The sequence below is a fragment of the Hydrogenophaga sp. Root209 genome (genome assembly GCF_001428625.1).
In the GTDB taxonomy this organism is placed as follows: Bacteria; Pseudomonadota; Gammaproteobacteria; order Burkholderiales; family Burkholderiaceae_C; genus Hydrogenophaga.
Map to the genome: position 1 here is coordinate 14,176 of NZ_LMIE01000001.1, position 21,792 is coordinate 35,967.

The 21,792-nt window shown below is 68.7% G+C and carries 19 protein-coding genes; 7 read left to right on the forward strand and 12 right to left on the reverse strand.

The window, feature by feature from the left end; genetic code table 11:
• Positions 1 to 5: 5 nt before the first annotated feature.
• The gene (locus ASE11_RS00090; protein ID WP_056264010.1) at positions 6 to 1,562 is read right to left on the reverse strand and encodes a hypothetical protein; all 1,557 of its coding nucleotides are present in this window, start codon (positions 1,560 to 1,562) and stop codon (positions 6 to 8) included.
• A 76-nt stretch (positions 1,563 to 1,638) separates the two neighbouring features.
• Between ASE11_RS00090 and ASE11_RS00095 the strand changes: the two genes are divergently transcribed.
• Genes ASE11_RS00095 through ASE11_RS00105 form a run of 3 tightly spaced genes read left to right on the forward strand, consistent with a single transcriptional unit; the run spans position 1,639 to position 3,783 of the window.
• Positions 1,639 to 2,154 (forward strand): phosphatidylglycerophosphatase A, encoded by a 516-nt coding sequence (locus ASE11_RS00095; protein ID WP_082585408.1) that lies wholly within the window; start codon positions 1,639 to 1,641, stop codon positions 2,152 to 2,154.
• A complete protein-coding gene (locus tag ASE11_RS00100; protein WP_235501152.1) occupies positions 2,154 to 2,633 on the forward strand; it encodes a CinA family protein in 480 nt (159 codons plus the stop codon). Before ASE11_RS00095 ends, ASE11_RS00100 begins: the two co-directional genes overlap by 1 nt.
• A gap of 7 nt (positions 2,634 to 2,640) precedes the next feature.
• A complete protein-coding gene (locus ASE11_RS00105) occupies positions 2,641 to 3,783 on the forward strand; it encodes a hypothetical protein (protein WP_056264011.1) in 1,143 nt (380 codons plus the stop codon).
• Here the strand turns inward: ASE11_RS00105 and ASE11_RS00110 are convergent.
• Positions 3,773 to 4,927, reverse strand: coding sequence for an Acg family FMN-binding oxidoreductase (locus ASE11_RS00110; protein ID WP_056264014.1), 1,155 nt, complete (start codon positions 4,925 to 4,927; stop codon positions 3,773 to 3,775). The two genes, ASE11_RS00105 and ASE11_RS00110, sit on opposite strands and share 11 nt — an antisense overlap.
• Before the next feature lie 28 nt (positions 4,928 to 4,955).
• Positions 4,956 to 6,011, reverse strand: a complete 1,056-nt coding sequence (locus ASE11_RS00115) for an NAD-dependent epimerase/dehydratase family protein (RefSeq protein WP_056264016.1) — start codon at positions 6,009 to 6,011, stop codon at positions 4,956 to 4,958.
• Between the two features lie 103 nt (positions 6,012 to 6,114).
• Between ASE11_RS00115 and ASE11_RS00120 the strand changes: the two genes are divergently transcribed.
• From ASE11_RS00120 to ASE11_RS00130, 3 genes are read left to right on the forward strand one after another with little or no spacing between them, the layout of a single operon-like run.
• Positions 6,115 to 7,005: a LysR family transcriptional regulator gene (locus tag ASE11_RS00120; RefSeq protein ID WP_056264018.1), complete on the forward strand. Its 891-nt coding sequence runs from the start codon at positions 6,115 to 6,117 to the stop codon at positions 7,003 to 7,005.
• A gap of 45 nt (positions 7,006 to 7,050) precedes the next feature.
• Positions 7,051 to 7,989 (forward strand): alpha/beta fold hydrolase, encoded by a 939-nt coding sequence (locus tag ASE11_RS00125; RefSeq protein WP_056264021.1) that lies wholly within the window; start codon positions 7,051 to 7,053, stop codon positions 7,987 to 7,989.
• Positions 7,986 to 8,657, forward strand: a complete 672-nt coding sequence (locus tag ASE11_RS00130) for a glutathione S-transferase family protein (protein WP_056264023.1) — start codon at positions 7,986 to 7,988, stop codon at positions 8,655 to 8,657. Before ASE11_RS00125 ends, ASE11_RS00130 begins: the two co-directional genes overlap by 4 nt.
• Before the next feature lie 33 nt (positions 8,658 to 8,690).
• On the opposite strand, the gene ASE11_RS00135 is transcribed toward ASE11_RS00130, so the two are convergent.
• The 3 genes from ASE11_RS00135 to ASE11_RS00145 all read right to left on the reverse strand — a co-directional run bounded on the left by ASE11_RS00135 (position 8,691) and on the right by ASE11_RS00145 (position 14,712).
• Positions 8,691 to 9,485 (reverse strand): YecA family protein, encoded by a 795-nt coding sequence (locus tag ASE11_RS00135; RefSeq protein ID WP_056264024.1) that lies wholly within the window; start codon positions 9,483 to 9,485, stop codon positions 8,691 to 8,693.
• A gap of 100 nt (positions 9,486 to 9,585) precedes the next feature.
• Positions 9,586 to 12,978, reverse strand: a complete 3,393-nt coding sequence (locus tag ASE11_RS00140) for a YDG domain-containing protein (protein ID WP_056264026.1) — start codon at positions 12,976 to 12,978, stop codon at positions 9,586 to 9,588.
• Positions 12,979 to 13,044: 66 nt separating this feature from the next.
• Entirely contained in the window at positions 13,045 to 14,712 is a 1,668-nt protein-coding gene (locus tag ASE11_RS00145; RefSeq protein WP_082585410.1) for a ShlB/FhaC/HecB family hemolysin secretion/activation protein, read from the reverse strand.
• Between the two features lie 182 nt (positions 14,713 to 14,894).
• Here ASE11_RS00145 and ASE11_RS00150 point away from each other — a divergent pair, with 182 nt between their 5' ends.
• A complete protein-coding gene (locus tag ASE11_RS00150; RefSeq protein ID WP_056264029.1) occupies positions 14,895 to 16,514 on the forward strand; it encodes an FMN-binding glutamate synthase family protein in 1,620 nt (539 codons plus the stop codon).
• 48 nt (positions 16,515 to 16,562) lie between these two features.
• On the opposite strand, the gene ASE11_RS00155 is transcribed toward ASE11_RS00150, so the two are convergent.
• From ASE11_RS00155 to rpoN, 6 genes are read right to left on the reverse strand one after another with little or no spacing between them, the layout of a single operon-like run.
• Entirely contained in the window at positions 16,563 to 17,039 is a 477-nt protein-coding gene (locus tag ASE11_RS00155; RefSeq protein WP_156406175.1) for a DUF1772 domain-containing protein, read from the reverse strand.
• Positions 17,036 to 17,221, reverse strand: coding sequence for a hypothetical protein (locus ASE11_RS00160; protein WP_056264034.1), 186 nt, complete (start codon positions 17,219 to 17,221; stop codon positions 17,036 to 17,038). The genes ASE11_RS00155 and ASE11_RS00160 overlap by 4 nt, the downstream gene beginning before the upstream one ends.
• Before the next feature lie 40 nt (positions 17,222 to 17,261).
• Entirely contained in the window at positions 17,262 to 18,386 is a 1,125-nt protein-coding gene (locus ASE11_RS00165; protein ID WP_056264037.1) for a toxin-antitoxin system YwqK family antitoxin, read from the reverse strand.
• Positions 18,376 to 18,792 (reverse strand): putative toxin-antitoxin system toxin component, PIN family, encoded by a 417-nt coding sequence (locus ASE11_RS00170; protein ID WP_056265496.1) that lies wholly within the window; start codon positions 18,790 to 18,792, stop codon positions 18,376 to 18,378. Before ASE11_RS00170 ends, ASE11_RS00165 begins: the two co-directional genes overlap by 11 nt.
• Positions 18,793 to 18,821: 29 nt before the next feature.
• On the reverse strand, positions 18,822 to 20,162 hold the full coding sequence (locus tag ASE11_RS00175) for a THUMP domain-containing class I SAM-dependent RNA methyltransferase (RefSeq protein WP_056264040.1): 1,341 nt from the start codon (positions 20,160 to 20,162) through the stop codon (positions 18,822 to 18,824).
• A complete protein-coding gene (rpoN, locus tag ASE11_RS00180; RefSeq protein ID WP_056264043.1) occupies positions 20,159 to 21,787 on the reverse strand; it encodes an RNA polymerase factor sigma-54 in 1,629 nt (542 codons plus the stop codon). The genes ASE11_RS00175 and rpoN overlap by 4 nt, the downstream gene beginning before the upstream one ends.
• Positions 21,788 to 21,792 lie beyond the last annotated feature (5 nt).

The window sequence follows — 21,792 nt, forward strand, 5'->3', positions numbered from 1 at the left end:
CGGGATCAGCGCTGGTCGCGCAGCAGCGCGCCCACGATCTGCGCCACGCGCTTCTGCTCCAGCCGCCCGGCCTCCACCCACACGACACGCCCTTCAGGCGCACCGACCAGATCGGCCAACGCGGTGTGGCGGTCGGTGTTGCCGTCAAACAGGAGCACCACGCGCTGCAGGTGGGGTGCGGTGGCGAGCACACCGAGCTCGTGGCGGCAGCCCTGGTTGCGTGCCTGGAAACCGCGCAGGTCCATCAGCACCACATCGGCCTGCGCCACCAGCGCGGCCAGCGCCTGCTGCCAGGTGCTGTCGAAGCAATAACACTCGTTCACGCGGTAGCGGCCGTCGGGGTCGGGATCGAGGTCGAAGTCGCGCAATCGCTCGGCCACTTGCGCCTCGTTGGCCACGAAGCGCTCGGCCAGGCGACCGTTGAGGAAGGTGAACACATCGTCCGGGTCGATGGTGCGGCTGAGCAGGTCGGTGCCGGCGATCAGCACCGTGTTGCCCGAGTGGCGCCAGCGCTCGACCACGCGGTCGAACAGAGCCTGCACGCCTGCGTCCTGCTGGAACACGCGCAACACCAGCAGCGTGGGCGGCACGCCTCGTGGCGCGAGCCAGCCACGCAAGCCCCAGGCCACCAGCGGAATCCACAGCCACGGAATGAACTGGGTGAGCGCGATCAGGCCCACCCCCTGCAGCGATGGCAGCGCGGAGGCACCCAACACCACCAGCCAGTACGCCGCGAGCAGGTACCAGAGATCGGAGAAGCGCTTGCCCCGGTACGCGCGCGCCAGTGCACGGGCGATGGCCCAGGCTGGCCAGGCGAGCAACAACCACGGCGCCAGCGCCATCAGCACGATGGCGGGCCAGGCGCCCACGGTGCCGACCAGCGTGATCAACCAGCGCGGCGGATCGTCCACGCCGCTCACCAGGAGCTGCAGGGCCAACACCGACGAGGCCGCCAGCAGCATGAAGATGGGCAGCAAATAGGGCGCCACCGCGCGGATGCGCCCGCTGGCGCCGATCACCAGCGTGACCAGCACCGGGATCAGCACGAGACCACCCAGCCAACCCAGCGAGGTGGTGAGCGGCTGCGGCGAGACGGAGCGCCACCAGGTGAGCGCCAGCATGGCCAGCAGATAGAGGCCGATGGCGCCCAGCGTGCGCAGCCAGGACCAGCGCCGCACCAGCCCCCAGGTGAGCGCCATGGGCCACGCATAGACCGCGCCGAGCGTGAGCGCCCGCCCGACACTGAGCAGCTCGCTGCCGTAGATGAAGAGCAGCGCCAGCACCGACTGGGTCACCCCGATCAGCAGACTCAGCGCACTCACCGCAAACAGGTAGCGCCAGCTCGCACGCTGATTGGCGCCCGCGTCCAGCATGACGGCGGGCCTGGCCGGCGCTGGCGCCCGGGTAGCGGCCACGGGCTGCGCCGGATCGGGCGGCGGTGAACGCCGCATGAGCGCGAGCATGCGGCGGCGGTACAGGCCCGAGACCACCCAGGAAGCGGCGCCCGTGAGCATCACACCCAGCACCATGGCGGTGAGGATGGCACCGGTGTTCATCTCCATGCGGCTCCCTTCGTCGTGCGCACCAGTATCGCGCCGGCATCACGGTCCAACAAGACCACCGGCCGATAATCCGCCCATGCTCGACACCACCGCCGCCCCTGTGGCCCGCCCGACCTGGGCCTTCCTGTTGTCCCACCCGGCCCACTTCATCGCGCTGGGCGCGGGCGCCGGCCTGAGCCGCCTGGCGCCGGGCACCGTGGGCACGCTGTGGGCCTGGGCGGCCTTCCTGCTGCTCCAGCCGTTGATGTCGACCCCCGCCTGGGCGCTGCTGATCGGGGTGGGCACGCTGGTGGGCTGGTGGGCCTGCACCGTGACGGCGAAGCACATGCGCGTTGCCGACTCCGGCCACATCGTGTGGGACGAGGTGGTGGCCTTCTGGCTGGTGCTGTGGCTGATCGCGCCAGCGGGCTTCTGGGCCCAGTTGGTGGCGTTTGCGCTGTTCCGTTTTTTTGACGCGGTGAAGTTCGGCCCGATGGCCTGGGCCGACCAGCGCTTCAAGGGCTTCGGTCCGCGCGGCGGCTTCGGCATCCTGCTCGACGATTTCGCCGCTGCGGCCTGCACGCTGCTGGTGATTGCCTTGTGGAAATTCTGATGATGAAGACACCCGAACTGGTGGAGGCGCTGGCGCGCGCGCTCAAGACGCGCGGGCTGATGATGGCCACCGCGGAGAGCTGCACGGGCGGCCTGATCGCGGGCGCCTGCACCGACCTCAGTGGCTCCAGCGACTGGTTCGAGCGCGGGTTCGTCACCTACTCCAACGCCGCGAAAACCAGCATGCTGGGCGTGCCCGCCGCGCTGATCGCGCAGCACGGTGCGGTGAGCGAGCCGGTGGCGCGCGCCATGGCCGCGGGCGCGCTGGCGCAGTCCGCGGCGCAACTGGCCGTGGCCGTGACCGGCGTGGCCGGCCCCACCGGCGGCAGCGCCGACAAACCGGTGGGCACGGTGTGGTTTGGCTGGGCCACGCCAGCGGGCACGTTCACCGAACACCAGCGTTTCGACGGCGATCGCGCCGCCGTGCGCGCGGCCACCGTGCGGCATGCACTGACCGGTCTGCTGCAGCGATTGCCTTGAGAGTGACATGGAACCGTTCAAGAACCTGATCAACGCCACCACCGTGGCCAACGCCGGCCTGCATCTGCAGCGCGCGTGGACCGACTTTGACCGCCCGCGCTTCGAGGCGCTCGCCAACGACGGTCTGGACGCGCTCGAACTCAAGGCGCGCATGCTGCAACTGGCGGGGGCGATGCACGCCACGCTGCCCGGCGATTTCAAGCTCGCCTGCACCGTGCTTGAAGCCAGCCTGGCTCCACCGCTTCCACTGAACACATTGGGCGAGCCCGTCGGTTTGTCCACGGCAGAGGCCACCACGGGCCTGAGCGGCTGGGTGATCTGGTCGATGGGCGAGTTCGTCGCGCGCCACGGCCAGCACGACGTGCCGAGCTCGCTGGCCTGCCTGCACGCGCTCACCCAGCGCTCCACGGCCGAATTCGCGATCCGCCCTTTCATCCAGCAGCAACCCGAGGCGGTGTGGCCGGTGCTGGCGCAATGGTCCACCGACCCGAGCGCCCACGTGCGCCGGCTGGTCAGCGAAGGCAGCCGCCCCCGCCTGCCCTGGGGCCTGCGGCTGCACGCGCTGGTGGCCGACCCCACGCCCGCGCTGCCGCTGCTGCGCGCCCTGCAGGACGACGCCAGCAGCTACGTGCGCCGCAGCGTGGCCAACCACCTCAACGACATCGCCAAGGACCACCCGGCCCTGGTGGCGGGCTGGGTGAAAGACCACCTGATCGCGGCCACTCCCGAGCGCAACGCACTCTTGCGCCACGCCAGCCGCGGCCTGATCAAACAAGGCCACGTGGACACGCTCGCCGCATGGGGGCTGGCCAGCGGCTTGAAAGGTCAGGCCCACCTGAGCCTGTCGGCCACCAGCGCAGCGGTGGGCGAATCGATCGGGCTGAACGTGACGCTGCGGTCCACCGCGCGCGGGCCACAGCCACTGGAGATCGACTACGCCGTGCACCACGTGCGCGCCAACGGCGCCACCTCGCCCAAGGTGTTCAAGGGCTGGAAGCTCACGCTGGCAGCCGGCGAAGAACGCACGCTGGTCAAGCGCCACAGCCTCAAACCCGTGACCACCCGCACCCTCTACCCGGGCCCGCACCGCATCGAGCTGCTGGTCAACGGCAAGGCGCTGGCCCAGGCGAGTTTCGACCTCAAGCCTTGACGATGTGCGCGTCCAGCCCACGCCGCGGCGAGGGCTCGATCGTCGGCGCATGGCCCAGCCGCGCCCACATCTGCACCGTGAAACGCGGCGACGGCGCATCCAGCAGTTGGTGAATCGCCGCATAGGTGCCGGCTTGCTCGGGGTACTCCTGCAAGGCCTGCGACAGCGGCTGCATCGACAGGCCCGCCGCGGTGGCGGCCAGCTGGGCGCGCACGTAGGCGCGGCCCGCATTGACCTGCGTGGCGCGGTCATTGCCCTCGCTCACCAGCCAGAAGAACGCGGGCGTGGTGTCGACCTTCGTGTTGAAGTCCTTGATCTGGCTGGTGGTCGCGAAGTCGTCGGGGCCGGGCGCGACGCTGCGGTCGAACAGGCCCACGGCGTCGAGCGCGCGCACCAGTGGAGCGTTGAGCGTGAGGCCGTCGCGGTGTTGCGCGATCTCCTTCGGGCCCACGCGCAGCACCCGGAACGACTCCAGCACCGTGCGCGGCGTCACCAGCTCGATGCGCCAGGCCTCCTTGGCAATGCGACGGTGCTGCGCCAGCGCTTCGGGCTGCGCGGCGCCGACCAAACCCGTGCGCACCGCATGCGGCTGCACGCTGGCGGCGATCGCCTGCAGCGCGGCGGCATCGGGCTCGCGCGCCCCGTAGGCCTCGCGGTTGGTGCGCCGGCGAAAGATCTGCGCAAACAGCGGATCGGGCTGCACCGCCGCGTCGGGCTCCAGGCGGATGCGCGCGGTGGGCCGTGCGTCCACCGTGGCCGGTCCAAAGACACCCTGGGGGAACAGGTCGATCTGCGCGCGCAAGCCCTTCTGCCGCGCGGCCAGATCGAGCAGCTCGATGAAGGTGCCCTGGCTCAACATCATCTGGCGCGAGAACGGATCGGTCTCGGGCAACAGGCGACTGCGGTCGATGAAGAGCGTGATCTCGCCGGGCACGCCCAGGTCCACCAGCCAGGACTGCAGGTTGTGCGAGTGCGGGGCGAGCAGCGCGTGGCCCACCAGCCAGCGCCGCACATCGGCCTGTTCGCCCGGGCCCTGCCAGGCGGCGATGGCCTCGGGCGGCAGCGCGCTGCTGCAGCCAGTCAAGGCGCTGGCGGCGGCGATCGCGCCGCCACCAGCGAGGTGGATGAAGCGTCGGCGGTCCATCTTGGGCTCCTCGCAACGGTGGTGAGGGTCAGGCGCAGGCGGGCGCAGGCAGGGTGGCGCTGGCTGCGTCCTGCGGCAGCAGTTCCAGGCACTGCAGTGTGCGCTGCAACGCCAGCGGCCAGGGCGTGTGCGGCTCGCCGCCGATCAGCGCGCGCAGGTGGCGGTTGTCCAGTCGGTGCGGCTGGTTCCAGAGGTAGCGCAGCGCAGCCAGCGCGCCCAGGGTGGGCATCACCGTGCCCAGCGCGCGGATCGGCAGCCAGGGCATGCCCGCCACGCGCAGCGCCTCGTTCTCGCGCAGCCAGCCCTGCCCGCGGGCCAGCGGCTGCAGCGCGCCCACCCAGTCGTGGCCGGTGAGCGTGTGGCCGCTGAAGTGCAGTTGCTCGAACGCCGGCAGCGAATGGCGCACGCGGGCCACCGCCACAAAGGTCTGCGCCAGGTCGGGCAGGTAGGCCCAGGGCGTGGCGACATCCATGGGGCCGGGGAACACCAGCTTGCCGCGCCGGATGCCGGTGAGCATGGCGCGGTCGAGCCAGGTGCCCTGGCCTTGTCCATAAAAGTTGCCCGCGCGCACGACCACCGCGCGCAGTTCGCCGCGCTGCGTGGCGGCCTCCAGCCGCTCTTCCATGGCGCTGCGGATCTGGCCCATGGCCATGCTGGGGCGGTAAGGCGCACCTTCCATCAGCAGCTCCGGCATGCTCCGACCGAAGTTGTAGACATTGCCCGGCAGCATCAGTGTGGCGCCCAGCGATCGCGCCACGCGCCTCCCGATCTGCAGCATGGGCCAGGCCTCCCGCTGCCATGCCGGGCGCGTGTACTGGTTGGGATTGAGGGCGTGCACCACCACGGTCGCTCCGCCAGACTGCCGCACCTGATCCACCAGCACCTGCACATCATCCGGCGTGCCCAGCGGCAGGGACAACCACTGCACGCCACCGACCCGCGGCGCCTGCGCACCGGGGCGCATCTGGGCCAGCACACGCCAGCCGCCCCGGGCAAACGCCTGCACCGCAGCCAGGCCGAATCGGCCTCGCCCCCCCAGGACCAGCACGGTGCCAGACGAGACAGAAGAAGGGAATGTGTTCATGAAAGGACTCCGGAGAGCACCGACCACCGGCGCCATGCAACGCATTGTGGAAACTGGCGGCCCCATACACAATTGCCTGAATTCAAACACCAGACATGCACAAATGCATACCGGCGATTTCAACTGGGCCTTGATCCCATCGTTCCTCGCGGCCCTGGACCGCGGCAGCCTGATGGCCGCTGCCCGCGCTCTCGACACCAGCCAGCCAACGGTGGGCCGCCACATCGGAGAGCTTGAAGCTCAGCTCGGGGTGGTGCTGTTCGAGCGCACCGGCCGGGGGCTGGTGCCCACCGCGCATGCGCACCGCCTGGCCGAAGCGGCGCGCTCCATGTCGGGTGCGGCCGATCAGCTGGCGCGCCAGGCTGCGGGCGCGCAGGCCGATGCGCGAGGCACCGTGCGCATCAGCGCCAGTCAGCCCGTCACGTGCGTGCTGCTGCCGCCGGTGCTGGTGCAGATGCGCCAGGCTTTTCCGGACATCCAGATCGAGCTGGTGTCGAGCAACGCGGTGAGCAACCTGCTGCAGCGAGAGGCCGACATCGCGCTGCGCATGGTGCGGCCCGACCAGGCCACGCTGCTGTGCAAGAAAGTGGGCCAGGTTGCCCTGGGCACCTACGCGCACCGCGACTACCTGCGCCGCCGCGGCACGCCGCGCGTGCCCGAGGATCTGCTGGCGCACGACCTGGTGGGCAACGACCGCAACACCGACATCCTGCGCGGCTTCGCGGCCATGGGCTACCCAATGCAACGGGAGAGTTTTGCCGTGCGCACCGACGACCTCAATGCCTACCAGGCTGCCGTGGATGCTGGGCTGGGCGTGGGTTTTCTGGCGCGCTATGTGGCGCGACAGAATCCAGACCTTGTGCCCTTGTTGCCCATGCTCGCGATCCCGCCCTTGCCCGTGTGGCTCGCGGTGCACCGCGAGATCCGCAGCAACCCGCGTATCCGCCAGGTGTGGGACTTTCTGGCGGGAGCCTTGCCGCAGGCGCTCGCCTGATGTCGCTCTGACCGACGCCTACACTCGACCGCAGGAGACAACCTCATGACCTCTGACTGGTTCGCCGGATTCGAGCTTCATCAACTGCAAACCCGGAGCGCGCAGGCCGTCGTGTGCGTGGGCGGGCGGGCCGACGGCCCCGCGCTCGTCTTGCTGCACGGCTTTCCGCAGACACACGCGATGTGGCAGCGCGTGGCGCGCGAGCTGGCGCCGCACTTCAAGCTGGTGCTGCCCGACCTGCGCGGCTACGGTGATTCGTCCCACGCGCCGGGTCTGCCCGACCATTCCAACTACAGCAAACGCGCCATGGCGCAGGACGTGGTCGACGTGGCGGACGCGCTGGGCATCGACACGTTCCACCTGTGCGGCCACGATCGCGGTGGGCGTGTGGCGCACCGCCTGGCGCTCGACCACCCCGAGCGGGTGCAAAAGCTCTGCGTGATCGACATCGCGCCCACGCTGGACATGTACGCCCGCACCGACATGGCCTTTGCCCGCGCCTACTACCACTGGTTCCACCTGATCCAGCCCGCGCCACTGCCCGAACTCATGATCGGCGGCAACGCGCAGGCTTACCTGCACGCCAAGCTCGGTGGCTGGGGCAGCGTGGCAGCCAAGGGTGGCGCGCGCCTGCCGCACATCGAACCGCAGGCACTGGCCGAGTACGAGCGCTGCTTCTGCCGGGCGGAGGCCATCCACAGTGCGTGCGAGGACTACCGTGCCAGCGCCGGCATTGACCTGGATCACGACCGCGAGAGCCGCGAGCGCGGTCTGCGCATCGCCTGCGACACGCTCGTGCTGTGGGGCGAGCGCGGCGTGGTGCAGAAGTTCTTCGACCCGCTCGCACTCTGGCAGGCGCAGTGCGCAGGCACCGTGAGCGGCGAAGCGCTGCCGGCGGGCCATTTCATTCCCGAAGAGCTGCCCGAGGCCACGGCCTCGGCGCTGCTCAGCTTCATGACCACCACCGCAGAGGCGTCAACATGATCACCGTCCACCACCTCAACAACTCGCGCTCGCAGCGCGTGCTCTGGCTGCTTGAAGAGCTGGGCGTGCCCTACCAGATCGAGCGCTACCAACGCGACCCCAAGACCATGCTGGCGCCACCTGCGCTGGCGAAGGTTCACCCGCTGGGCAAGTCACCGGTGGTCACCGACGGCAAGGCCACGCTGGCCGAGTCGGGAGCGATCCTGGAATACCTGGTCGAGACCTACGGCGAAGGCAAGTTCGCGCCCGAACCGGGCACACCGAGCTTCCTGCGCTACCGCTACTGGATGCACTACGCCGAAGGTTCGCTCGCCACGCCGCTGCTGCTGCAGCTGGTGTTCGACCAGATCGAGCGCAAGAGCCCATTGCTGGTGCGGCCGATCGCCATGGGCATCTCGTCCAAGATCAAGGGGCTGCTGGTCACGCCCAACCTGAAACGGCACTTCGACTATCTCGAAGCCGAACTGGCGGAGCACGGCCCCTGGTTCGTGGGACGCTCATTCAGCGCCGCCGACGTGCAGATGAGCTTCGGCATCGAAGCCGCCGCCGCGCGCGGCCTGCTCAAGAGCCGCCCCAAGCTCGTGGACTGGCTGCGCCGCATCCACGAGCGTCCCGCCTACCAGCGTGCGCTGGAACAGGGCGGGCCGTTCGACCTCGGAACGTTCTAGCAAACAGCCAGATTCTCTGGCCGTTGGGCTGGGTCAGGCCCCGTGGCACTTCTTGTATTTCTTGCCGCTGCCGCAGGGGCAAGGGTCGTTGCGGCCCGGCGTGGCTTCCTTGCGCACCGGTTCCACGCGCGGCCCCAGGCTCCTGCCGATCTGGGCCAGGTCAACCACCGCCCAGATGGCCGCACCGAACGCGTTGAGGCGTTCGTCGCTCACGCTGGGCGGGCCGTCCTCGGCATGCATGTTCACCGTGGGCGTACCGGTGTCGTCCTCGGTCAGGGCCACCACGTGGTCCAGCGCCTCGTCGATCCAGGCAGCGGTGTCCTTGTCGCGCGGTGGCTCCCAGTCTTCGGGCCAGTTCTCCACCACGAACATGAAGCCCAATGCCCAGACCTGCGCGTAGGCCGGCAGTTCCTGGTCTTTGAAGTCGGCGCGCTCGGCCTCGGGCAAGGCGGCCACGGCACCGCGCACGTCCATCAGCTCGGGGTGGTAGCTGCGCTCGTCTTCCAGCGTCTCCACCGGCGCGGCCAGCGAGGCCGACACCTCGGCGCTGCGACGCGTCCACAGCGTCATGAACTGCTCAAACTGCGCGGTGTTGGCGAAGTGGGTGCCGTCTTCCTGGGGTGCGGTGGGCAGCGGACCGGTGCCCAGCAGCATGGGCAGGAACTCCGCCGGCTCCACCGGGCGGCGCGTGCACAGCAGCGCGGCCATGGCGCCTTCGCAGAACTCCCACTGCGGCACGTCTTCGCCGCGTGTGCGCAAGTCGTCGAGGATGGCGTCGAGTGTGTCGAAGTCGGTGGATTCGAGGGGGGCGGATGTGGGGGTGCTCATGGGCGCGGGGCCTGGCTGAAAGGCTGCCAGTTTAGCCGCGCCTCCTGTATCAGCGGCAGTCGTCGCGGGTCATGTTCGATGGCCCCAGGGTGGGTTCGGTTCAGAGTGCGGGTTTTCGAGCGAGAAGGCGAACTGAATGGCAGCTGTCGGTGGAAGCCCCGGGCGGCAGACGGATGCCACAGTCCACCATCAGCAGGTGTTCGACCACACCCACGGTCCCGATGTCCTGCCCACTGGGCACCCGAGCAGGATCGGGCTGCGGCGCCTGCCGGACGGCTGCCACGGCCTGCGCCAGGCGCAGGGTTCCGGCGTTGGCGGCGGCGATGCGGCTGGCCGCGTTGTCGGCCAGGGTGATCGTGTAGTTGGCCCCGCCGTTGCCGTCGGCCAGCACGACCTCGTTCAGGTGCAGGGTCTTGTTGATACCGATCTCGGCCGTGTCGTAGCTCAAGGTGACGCTGCTCAGTGCGTCGGTGCCGAAGAGCGTGCCCGAACTCAGGTGCCATGTGGTCTGCGCGTCGGTGTTGCCGTCGTAGGCCTTGTAGGCGGCATCGGCCGTGAGCACCAAGGGTGCGGGTGTGATGGTGCTGCCGGCGTTGTCGGCCAGGGTGAGCGTGTAGTTGGCCCCGCCGTTGCCGTCGCTGAGCACCGCATCGCGCAGCAGCAGGCGCTTGCCGCTACCCGCGTGGCGGGTCTCGAAGCTCAGGCCCGCGCTGTCCAGTGTGTCGGTGCCGAACAGGCTGCCCGAACTCACGTGCCAGGTGGTGGTGGCATCGGTGGTGCCTTCGTACACCTTGCTCGTGGGGTCGGCGGTCAGCACCAGTGGCGCGGCGCTGATGCTGCTCGTGGTGTTGTCGATCAGCGTGAGCGCGTAGTTGGCGCCGCCTTGGCCGTCATCGACGGTGATGCCGCCCACGTTCACGGTCTTGCCGGTGCCCACGTGGCGGTCGGTGAAGACGAAGCTGCCACCGCTGAGACTGTCGGTGCCGAAGAGCTGGCCGCTCACGATGGCAGCCGTCGCGCCGGTGGCGTCGGTGCTGCCGTCGTAGACGCGGTTCACGTCGGCGCTGCTCACGCTCAGCAGCGCGGGGGTGATGGTCAGGCCGCCGGTGACTTCTTGGCCGAGCGGGGTCATGTCGATGCTGGCGGCGTAATAGCCGGCGTCGCGCCCGCTGGTTCTGCCTTCGGTCTGGGTCTGGCCGTTGAAGCTGCGCTGGGTCTGCATGTCCACGCGGCGGCGAAAGTCGCGCAGCAGCGGGATGGACTCGCCCTCGTGGATGCGCCAGATCGAATCGCCGTCGGGGTTGCTGTCGATGCTCCAGCCGGCGTAGGTGGCGGCCTGCTTCATCGCGGCGTCGGTGAGCGTGCGCGCGGTGTTGTTGTCGTAGACCTGGTTGTCGGGAAGGATGGCGTAGGTGCGGTTGATGGTGCCGGTGTTGCTGCCCACCAGGCCGATGAAAACGCTGCTTTGGGAGGGGCGGTCGTATGTCCTGATACGGCTGGAACCCACGCTGTCCTCGATCAAGCCCGCGTTGATGCCAGCGACCTGCCCTACGGGACCACCGTCTCCGTTAAGCCAGTTGTTCAAGGGTGTTGTTGAGGTCTGGCTCACGTCAATATCGACTTGAGACTGCCGTATCGTGCCGTTGTTGAGACCCACCAGGCCGCCCGAGGCGGCGTAGTAGCCACTTGTGTTGACCAGGGTGTTGGAGTACACGTTGTAAATCAGGCCGTTGTTGATCGCAGCCAGTGCTCCAAAATAATTGGAGGAGAGTTCTGCGTTGTTCATGGAGACGCCGCCGTTGATCAACTGGAAGTCGCGCAGAACGGACGCTGCGCCCACCCCGCGGAACACGCCCACATGGATATCACGGCCGTTAGCCCCGATACCGTCGGCAAAGATCCTGAAATTCATCAGTTGATGCCCCAGGCCGTGGAACTGCCCGGTGAACTCGCCACCGATGACGTTTTCGGTGGCGGTCACACCGCTGATCGACCCGCCCAGCGCGTAGTGCCCACCGAGGTCGTTGTTGATGCCGACGAAGCCGGCCCCCTGCGTGATCACCTGGTAGGCCTTGTCCGTGCCCAGCCTGCCCTGCTGCAGGTTCAGGTTCTGCCCCTGCGGCAGGTACACGCGCGTGCCGTTGTGCAGGTGGTAGTCGGCCCCCGCGCCGGTGTCCGTGGCCAGGCCGTAGGCCATGGTGAGCTGCGCACTGCCCGAGCCCACCAGGTCCTGGTAGAGGTGGATGTCGCGCTGCGCGCGCAGCGTGAGGCGGTTGGCGCTCCAGCTCACCTGGTCGCGCACGAACAGGTCGCCTACGCCTTCCTGCGCCCCAGCAGTGCTGTCGAGCACCACGTTGCCATCGACCAGCGCGGCGCTCAGCGCCGCGCCGCTGATGTCACCGCCGGTGGCGGCCACGGTGAAATCGGTCGGATCGATGAGCCAGCTGCCGTTGGCGCCGTCGGCGCTGCGCGTGGTGATGCGCGCGCCGTCGGCCACCTTCACCGTGGCCGCGCTGGTTTCGATGAAGCCGCCGTGGCCGCCCTCGGGGGCCGAGGCGTCCAGCGTGCCGTCCACGTTCGTGCGGCCCACGGCCATGTCGCCCAGCAGCACGATGCGGCCTTCGCGCTCTTGCACGGTGAACGCCTGGCTGATGCCGCTGTGGTTGACCACCGCGCTGGCCAGCGCGTCCAGCGCCTGGGCCTCGATCAGGATGGCGCCGCCATCGGCGCTGATGTGGCCGGCCTGTTCGACCAGGGCCTGCAGCGCGCCGCGTTCGATGCGGTAGCCCAGCAGGCCACCGCCTTGGAGCTGCAGCGTGACGTGTTCGCCCGCGGCCAGCACGCTGTGCCCCAGGTGCGTGCTGATGCTGCCGCTGTTGTGCACCTGCGGCGCGGTCAGCACCACGTAGCCTCCTTCGGCGGCGGTAATCTGTCCGGCGTTGCTCACGCTGCCGGTGCTGGTGCCTCTGAGTTGCAGACGCCCGGCGGCGAAGTCTTCGTTGGGCAGCGCCAGCGTGCTGGCCACCAGGCCGCCGACATCGACCCGCGCGCTGGTGCCGAACAGCACGCCATTGGGGTTGAGCAGGAACACCTGGCCGTTGGCGCTGAGCCGGCCCAGGATGTGGCTGGGCTCGGTGCCGAGCACGCGGTTGAGCGCCACCGACTGAGCGCTTGGCTGCACGAAGCGCACCGCCTCACCCGCGCCCACGTTGAAGCTCTGCCAGTCGATGGCCAGTTGCGCGCTGGTCTGGGTGATGGTGGTGGTGCCACCGCCGTGCGCCACGCTGCCGCTGCCCAGCGTGACCTGCCCGTCCTGCGGGCCGGCCAGGGCGGCCGTGCCGGCGCAGGCCAGCGCCAGCGCGGCCAGCCCGCGGGCCTGGCGGCGAACCGTTCGTTGAAGACCTCCGCCTGGGCTTCGCGCGGCAGCGGTTTCGCTCACGGCTTGCCAGGCGCAGCAGGCGGCGTTCCAGACGAGGCGGTGGGTGCGGTTCATGGCGGGTCTTTCGTGAAAACGATGAAACAGGGGGGCGACACGCGCCGGCGCGTTCGAGCAAGAGGTTCAGAAACGCGCGGTCAACGTGAACCAGAGAGCAGGTTCGTCGTTGAGCGTCGGGCGCCCGAGCAGCGGCCAGGCCAGCGTGGTTTGCAAGCTCAGTGGCGTGCCTGCGGCAGACCATTCGGCGTTCAGGCCGATGCCCGCGCCGGAGAGCGTGCGGTGGCTGGCGGCGCCGGGGTCAAAAGGTCTGCGGTTGAAGACCACACGCCCGATGTCGTAGAACACCACGCCCTGCAGCGCGGGTGAGAGGCTTTGCCGCCACTCCAGGGTGAGGCGATCGGCCTCGTCGCCACTGGCTTCACCGCTGGCGTAGGCGCGCACCGCGCGCGGGCCGCCGATGGCGAACTTCTCGGCGCTGTCGAGGTTGCGGCTGGCGCGCTGGCCGGCGTGGGCCACGAAGATCTGCGAATGCGAAGCCACGCGCTGCAGGTGGCTGATTTCCCATTCCCAACGGGTGAAGTGGCCCTGGGTGCGCGCCGTGCCGGCGTCCTGCGCGGCGGCGCCCGGGCTCTGGATGCGCAGGCGGCCGCTCACGATCTGCAGATCGGCGGTGGACAGGCGTTCGCCGGCCCGATCGTTCCAGCTGCCGCGCAAGGCGCCGCTGATCGTTGCCAGCGATTTGTCGGTAACCACCGCGACAGCATCGACCCGGTCGTGCAGCGACTGGTCGGCAGCGGTCAGCGTGGCGCTGATGCGACTGGTGGGTGTGAGCACGAACGGATGGTTCACGAAAGCGCGGCTGCTCCGGGCCCGGCCATTGGCCTGCAGTGCGGCGAAATCACCGCCCAGGCGGTAGCGCGTTTCCTGGTGTGACAGGCCGGCGCGCGTGCCGACACTGGCCACCGGCAGCTCGTAGACGATGCGGCCATGGCGCAGAGCGCGGCCGCTGGTGAGAGCCGCCAGACCGAGCTGATCGCCCAGACCCAGCGGGCTGTTGATCTGCAACAAAGCGGCCAGGCGGGCGCGGCCGGTGTAGCTGCTGCCGTGGTTGTCCAGCACCACGCTGCCCTGTGCCGGTGGCGCGGCATCGAATTCGAGGCCCAGCCGTGAAGTGCCCACGCGTTCACCAGGCTGCAGGGTGGCGCGCGCCGCGCCCACACCGGGCGTGCTGTTCCACTGCAGCAGGGCGCGCTCGATGGGTGCGGTGGCGATGACCTCGCCGACCTGCACATCACCCAGCGTGGCGGACAGGACCGCATCGCTCAGGCGGCTGCTGTTGTTCAGCTCCACGCGATCGATGCGGCCTTCGAGCACGTCGATGCGCACCTCTCCGGCTGTGACGTCTTGCGCCGGCACGAAGGCGCGCGCCACCGGGTAGCCGTTTGCGCGGTAGTGGTCGGTGATGCGCCGCGCGGCGGCCTGCACATCGGCCAGGGTGCGCCCGGGGCCGGACAGGTCGGCCACCAGCGCGAGCAGTTCGTCGGTGGACAACACCGTGTTGCCCTGCAGGACCACGGCCGTGACTGTGAACCGCGCGCCGCCCGCGGCGCCCGCACCATTGGCGGGTTCACGGATGCCGATGGGCGGTGTCGCGGGCACCGGCACCGGGGGCCGTGGCAAGACCTCGCGCTGGATCTGCCCGGCATCGGGCACCGGCTGAGCGGCCGCCATGCTCGCCATGGCCAGCAAGGCGGGTATCGGGAGCCAGGAGGAGTACGGAGCAGAGCGCATGGACGGCCAACCAGGTGTGTGGAAAGTGGGCCGATACCCCGGAGAAAGGGAAAAGTGCGCCACCTTCAAGGCCGAGCGACGGCCGGGAGTGCGAAGATGGCCATTTTTCAATCCGCTCGACACCGTACCAATACCGCTTCCGCACTACTTTGCCCGTACACCTTCCTTTCATCTCCACACACATGCTCGATCGCCTCAATGCCCTGTATCCCGTGCGCTACACCGCGCTTGGCCTGTGTGTGGTGCTGGCACTGCTGAGCCTGTTCACGCTGATCGCGTTCGGCATCGGTGGCTTCTGGTTCCTGGTGTTCGCCGGCCTCTCGGCGCTGGGCATCCACGACGTGCGCCAGACCAGGAGCTCGGTGCTGCGCAACTACCCCGTCATCGGCCACCTGCGCTTCATGCTGGAGAAGATCCGCCCCGAGATCCGCCAGTACTTTCTGGAAAGCGACAACGAAACCACACCGTTCTCGCGCAGCCAGCGAAGCCTGGCCTACGCGCGCGCCAAGGGCGAGACCGACAAGCGCCCCTTTGGTACGCAGGTGGATCAGAACGCCACCGGCCACGAGTGGCTCAACCACTCGATGTCACCCAGCCTGATTGCCTCGCACGACTTTCGCCTCACCATCGGCGGGCCGGGCTGCACGCAGCCGTATGAGGCCAGCGTGTTCAACATCTCGGCCATGAGCTTCGGCGCGCTCTCGGCCAACGCGATCCAGGCACTCAACGCCGGTGCCAAGCGCGGCGGCTTCGCGCACGACACCGGCGAAGGTTCGATCTCCGCCTACCACCGGCTGCACGGTGGCGACCTGATCTGGGAAGTCGGCTCGGGCTACTTTGGCTGCCGCGACGAAAACGGCCACTTCAGCCCCGACCGCTTCAAGGCCAACGCCATGGACCCGCAGGTGAAGATGGTCGAGATCAAGCTCAGCCAGGGCGCCAAGCCCGGGCACGGCGGTGTGTTGCCGGGGCCGAAGGTCACGCCCGAGATCGCGGCCGCGCGCGGCGTGATCGCCGGCCAGGACTGCATCTCACCCGCCGCTCACAGCGCGTTCTCCACGCCGATCGAACTCATGCACTTCATCGTCCGGCTGCGTGAACTCTCCGGCGGCAAGCCGGTGGGCTTCAAGCTGTGCATCGGCCACCCGTGGGAGTGGTTCGCCATCGTCAAGGCCATGCTGGCCACCGGCATCACGCCCGACTTCGTCGTGGTCGATGGCGCCGAGGGAGGCACCGGTGCGGCACCGCTTGAATTCACCGATCACGTGGGCGCGCCGCTGCAGGAAGGCCTGCGCCTGGTGCACAACACGCTGGTGGGGGTGAACCTGCGCGACCGCATCAAGATCGGTTGCGCGGGCAAGGTGATCAGCGCCTTCGACATCGTGCGCGCCATGGCCATCGGTGCCGACTGGTGCAACAGCGCACGCGGCTTCATGTTTGCGCTGGGCTGCATCCAGGCCCAGAGCTGCCACACCGGGCAATGCCCCACAGGCGTGACCACCCAGGACCCGGTGCGCCAGCAAGCGCTGGTGGTGCCCGACAAGGCCGAGCGCGTGCACCAGTTTCACCAGCGCACACTCGTGGCGTTGCAAGAACTCATCCAGGCCGCCGGCCTGCAACACCCTGGCGAGATCACCGCCCACCACCTGGTGCGCCGCGTCAACCAGAACGAGGTGCGCCTGCTCGCCAACCTGCTGCCAGAAACCCTGCCCGGCGCCCTGCTGCACGACCTCACCGGCCAGCACGCGGTGTTCACCATCTACTGGCCGCAGGCGCATGCGGACCGGTTCGCACTGGGCTGAATCAGGCCCCGACCTGCCTTGGGATCGACGCCTTCGGGTGCAAGAACATCACCGGGTCCAAACCAGGATCGCACACACCGCGGACGCCAGGCCAGCCGCGGTACGCACATGGTTCCAGAAGATCCATTCGCGCACATAAACCGGCCAGTAGACCGCCGCCTCCGCAGACGCGGCGTCGAGGCGCGCCAGGCGGTCGTTGCGTGGCACGTTGAAGACCATGGTGACGCCGAAGGTGCCCACGGCGTAAAGCAGGCCGGCCGCGAGCAGCCAGGCCGAGCGCGGCGCGCTCCACAGAAGGCAGGCGACCACCACACACGCGATGGACAGCAGCAGTGTGCACATGAAGGCGCCCATGAACCACGGGTTGATCACCACGACGTTGATGCGCTGCATGGCCGCCACGCCCTGGGCCGCGGGCAACTGCGCCAGCGCCCTCATCACGAAGCTGGAGAAGGCAAAGAACACGCCGCCCACCGTGGCCGCGCCCAAGGCGGTGAAGAGCACCAGAAGGTCGGTCATGCTCATGGTTCCACCTTCGCGCCTTTCTCCAGCAGCAGCTCGCGCAGAACCGAGCGGTGGCAGTGCGATTCGTGCTCGCAGTAACAGCCCATCCTGGGCACGCCGCGCGGCGGGCATCGCACAGTGCCGATGCGGGTGCCTTCGTCCGCCACCCTCTCGCTGCCCAGCCGAACCACGCGAATGACCATGTTGCGCTCCTCGTGTTGTTGCAACCCCGACCGTCGCTGATCAGATGCGCGAACCGTCTTCCAGGAATCGCTCCTCGCGCTCGAACACACCTTGCGCGCCGTAGTGCTTGCGGCGCAGCAACACGCCGCGCTCGCCGTGTTCGTCCTCTCGCGCGAGCACACCCGCTTCGGTGAAGTATTTCTGCCAGCCTTGCAGACGCCCGTTGTGCTCGTTGTTCACCGCCGCGGGCAGGCCGTTGTCCCAGAAACTCTCGGTGGTGCGCTCCTGGTTGCGGCCGTCGCGGCGAATCTGCTGGCGCAGCTTCTGCTTGCCGTTCAGGTACCACTGGTGGATGCGCTGCTCGTGGCCGTCGGCCCAGCGGGTTTCCTGCGTGAGTTGACCGCTCTCGGCCCACTCGCGCGCGATCCCCTCGCGGCCCTCGCGGCTGTTGGGGTCGCGTTCGATGAAGTCGGCCTCGGAGCGCGGCTTGCCCGATGGGTAGAACACCCGCTTGATGCGCCGGCCCTCCTTGAGCTCTTCGGTGCGCACGAGTCGACCTTCGCGGTCCAGCACAGTCAGGCGCTGCAGTTGGCCTTTCAGGTAGCTCACGGTGCCCACGGGCTGGCCCGCTTCGCGGTACAGCGTGACGTCGCTGGCGCGGCCAGCGTGACCACACACCTCGCGGTCTTGCGGCACCAGCGTCACGGCGGCGCAGCGCAGCTCGGTCAAGCGGCCATCGGCCAGGTAGCCGATGGTGAGCACGGTGCGCCGCCCGGCCGCGAAATGCAGTTCCTGCAGATGCCCGGCTTCGGCATAATTTTTCTGCACGCCCACGGCACTGCCGTCTTCCAGGTTCTCTTCCTTGCGCAGCGTGCCCTTGCCATCGAACGTGCGCGCCAGGCCGTCGCGGTTGCCGCGTTCGTTGACGCTGTACTCGCGGCGCTCGCCGTCGGCCAGCTCCATCACCACCGGTCCATGGATGCGGCCATCGCGAAGCGTCTGGTCCAGGCGGCGCACCTGGCCATCGTCGTTGACGCAGCGCATCAAGCCACTCTTGCCGGCGGTGGTGTTGCCGTTGTAGGGGCTCACGCTTTCACCATTGAGTTCGCAGCGCGGGATGGCCCAGGCAGTGGCGCTGCACAAGGCGCAGGCGACGAGCGACAGCAGGCGAATTTCAATCCACATGGCTGGGACTCCACTCTCGACAGACGTTGACGCCCACGCGCGCCAGCCGCCTGGCCATGCACAGCACCGCGTCGTCCTTGCTGACCAGTGTGGCGCGGTGGGCCGTTGCGAGGTCGATGAACTTCTGGTCGTCAGGGTCTTTGCAGGTGTAGGCCGCCTTGGGTGCGTCGGGCACGAGGCGTGTGCAGCGGTCGAAGGCGTCGAGCACATCCTGCGCGGGCCGGGCCTGCGCGCTCAGGCGGCGCGCGATCTGCGGGTAGGCCAGCACGCGCACGAGCTCCTCACGCATCGCGGCGGTGGCCAGCCATTCACCGGGCGTGCGCTCCAGAGCCTTGCGCAGCGGCGCGGTGGCCGGATCCTGGAAAACGAAAAGGTCGAGCGCGATGTTGGTGTCGAGCACCAGCATGTCGGTGGTGTCGGGCACCTCGGCCACGCTCAGGCCTCGGGTTCGGTGCGCGGCTTGCGTGCGGTGAGATCGAAGCGGAACAGGCGGCATTCGATCGGGCCGTTCCACAGCGGCACGCGGCGCGATTCCTTGAAGCGCATCTTGCCGGGCAGCTTGAGATCGGGCGTGAGCAGCCAGGCGGTCCAGCCGGCGTAGTGGCTCTTCCAGTGGGCGGCGAGCTGGTTGAAGAAGTCGCTGCCGTCGCCGCCATCAGGCATCTGCGCGCTTTCCCTGCCGAGTCCGGGCGCGGGTGGCGCCGCCTTGCCGACCGTGAACGTGCGTGGTTCGCGCGGTGCCATGCGCTGGGCGCGGGCGCTGGCGCGGTCTTCCGAGCTTTGCCCGGCTACACCGGCGGCGGCAATGCGCTCGCCATACGGCGGATTGAGAAGCATCACGCCGGGCCGGTCACTGGGCGGCATGCGCTGCAGGGCGTCGCCGCCGCGCAGCTCGATGGCGTGGGCCACACCCGCGCGCTCGGCGTTGCGCTGCGCGAAGTCGACCATGCGGAAGGACACATCGCTGCCGAAGACGATGGGTGCGTGACCCTCTGGCCACTCGCGCTGCTGGCGCTCGGCGTCTTCCAGGATGGGTTGCCACACGTGCGGCTGGAACGGCAGCAGCTTCTCGAAGGCGAAACGGCGCAGCAGGCCGGGCGCGATGTTGAGCGCGATCTGCGCGGCCTCGATCACCACCGTGCCGCTGCCGCAGCAAGGGTCGTACAGCGGCACGATGGCGTCCAGCGGCTGGTCGGCACAGGCATCCCATCCGGTGGCGGCGATCATGGCCGCGGCCAGGGTTTCCTTCAGCGGCGCATCGCCCTTGTCCTCGCGCCAACCGCGCTTGAACAGCGGCTCGCCCGAGGTGTCGATGTACAGGCTCACCGTGTCGGTGGTCAGGTGCACGTAGATGCGCACGTCGGGCCAGGTGGTGTTGACGCTGGGGCGCTCGCCACGCTTCTCGCGGAACCGGTCGCAGATCGCGTCTTTCACCTTCAGCGCGGCGAAGTTCAGGCTGGTCAGCGGGCTGTGCTGCGCGGTGATCTCGACCTTGATGGTCTGCGCCGGCGTGAACCAGATCTCCCAGGCCACGTCACTGGCGGCGTGGTAGAGGTCTTGTTCGCTGCGGTACTCGCCGTGCCAGAGCTGCACCAGCACCCGCTGCGTGAGGCGGCTGTGCAGGTTCAGGCGCATGGCGTCGCGCCATGAGGCGTTGAGCGCTACACCGCCGCGCGCCTTGTGTGGTGCGTCCACGCCGGTGATGCGTTTCACCTCGGCGGCGAGCATGTCCTCCACGCCGGCGGCGCAGGGAAGGAAAACTTGTAACTGGTTCAAAGCGATTTTCTAAGGTTCGCAGGCGCGATGCGCAAGGCTTCTCGATACTTGGCCACGGTGCGCCGCGCGCACTCGATGCCCTGCTCGCGCAGCAGGTCGGAGAGCTGGTTGTCCGACAGCGGTTTGGCCGGCTCCTCGGCCGAGATGAACTGCTTGAGCAGCGCGCGCACCGCCGTGCTCGACGCATTGCCACCGGTTTCGGTGCCCAGCGACGAACCGAAGAAGTACTTGAGTTCGTAGGTGCCGAAGGGCGTGGACATGTACTTCGCGGTGGTCACGCGGCTGATGGTGGACTCGTGCAGGCCGAGCTCGTCGGCGATCTCGCGCAGCACCAGCGGGCGCATGGCGAGCTCGCCGTGCATGAAGAAATTGCGCTGGCGCTCGACGATAGCGCTGGAGACGCGCAGGATGGTGTCGAAGCGCTGCTGGATGTTCTTGATGAACCAGCGCGCTTCCTGCAGGCGCTGCTGCATCGCGGCGTGCCCGGCCTCGCCGCCGTTGTCGCGCCCGCCGCGGTTCTGGCGCATGGCGCTGGCGTACACATCGTGCACGCGCAGGCGCGGCATCACCTCGGGGTTGAGCAGCACCTTGAAGCCACGGCCGGCGTGCGTCACCAGCACGTCGGGCACGACCACGTTGCGTTCCACGTCCACGAAGCGGCGACCCGGTTTGGGCTCCAGCCGGGCAATGAGACCGAGCGCGGCGCGCACCGTTTCGTCGTCCAGGCCGCACAGATTGCACAGGCGCTTCACGTCGCGCTTGGCCACCAGCTCCATGGACTGACCGCAGATGGCCAGGGCCGCGCGAGCCTCGGGCGTGTTGCGCATTTCCAGGATCTGCAGGCGCAGGCATTCGGCCAGGTTGCGCGCGCCCACCCCGGCGGGCTCCATGTGCTGCAGCAGCTGCAGCGCCATGGTCAGGCGTTGTTCCAGCGCTTCGCGCTCTTCCAGCCCTTCGTTGGGGTCGTCGGTTTCCATCGGACCCGACAGGGCCTGCCAGGCCGCGGCCAGTTCGGCCAGGGTGTCTTCGATGTAGCCGTCATCGCTGAGGGACTCGATCAGGAAGTACAGCGCGGCGCGGTCTTCGTCCGACAGGCGCAGGCAGCGGGCCTGGTCGTGCAGGTGGTCTTGCAGGCTGATGTGGGCGCGGGCCAGGTCGGCTGCGCTGGCGGTGTCGTCGTCGCCTGATGAATTGTTGTTGCGCGCGGGTGCGTCACCGCCCCATTCGCTGTCATCCGGCGCCATCTCCACCGTGCCGTCGCCTTCCCAGCTTTCTTCCACTGGCGTGGCGCCGTCGAGCTTTCCCTCGATGGCATCGCCTTCGCCGGTCTCACTGCTGGCGCTGCTGCTCGACTCGGTGCTGGAGAGCATGGGGCCGGGCGACTCGGGCAGCGCGGCCTCGGCGATCTGCTCGCCCGCGCTCACCGGTGCGTCGGTCTGCTCCAGTCCAAAGGCTTCGCGCTCGGCGAGGTCTTCGGAGCGTTCGAGGAACGGGTTCTCGTCGAGCATCTGCTCGACCTCCTGCGCCATCTCCAGCGTGGAGAGTTGCAGCAGGCGGATGGACTGCTGCAACTGGGGCGTGAGCGCCAGGTGCTGCGAGACGCGGAGTGACAGGCCTTGTTTCACAGGCC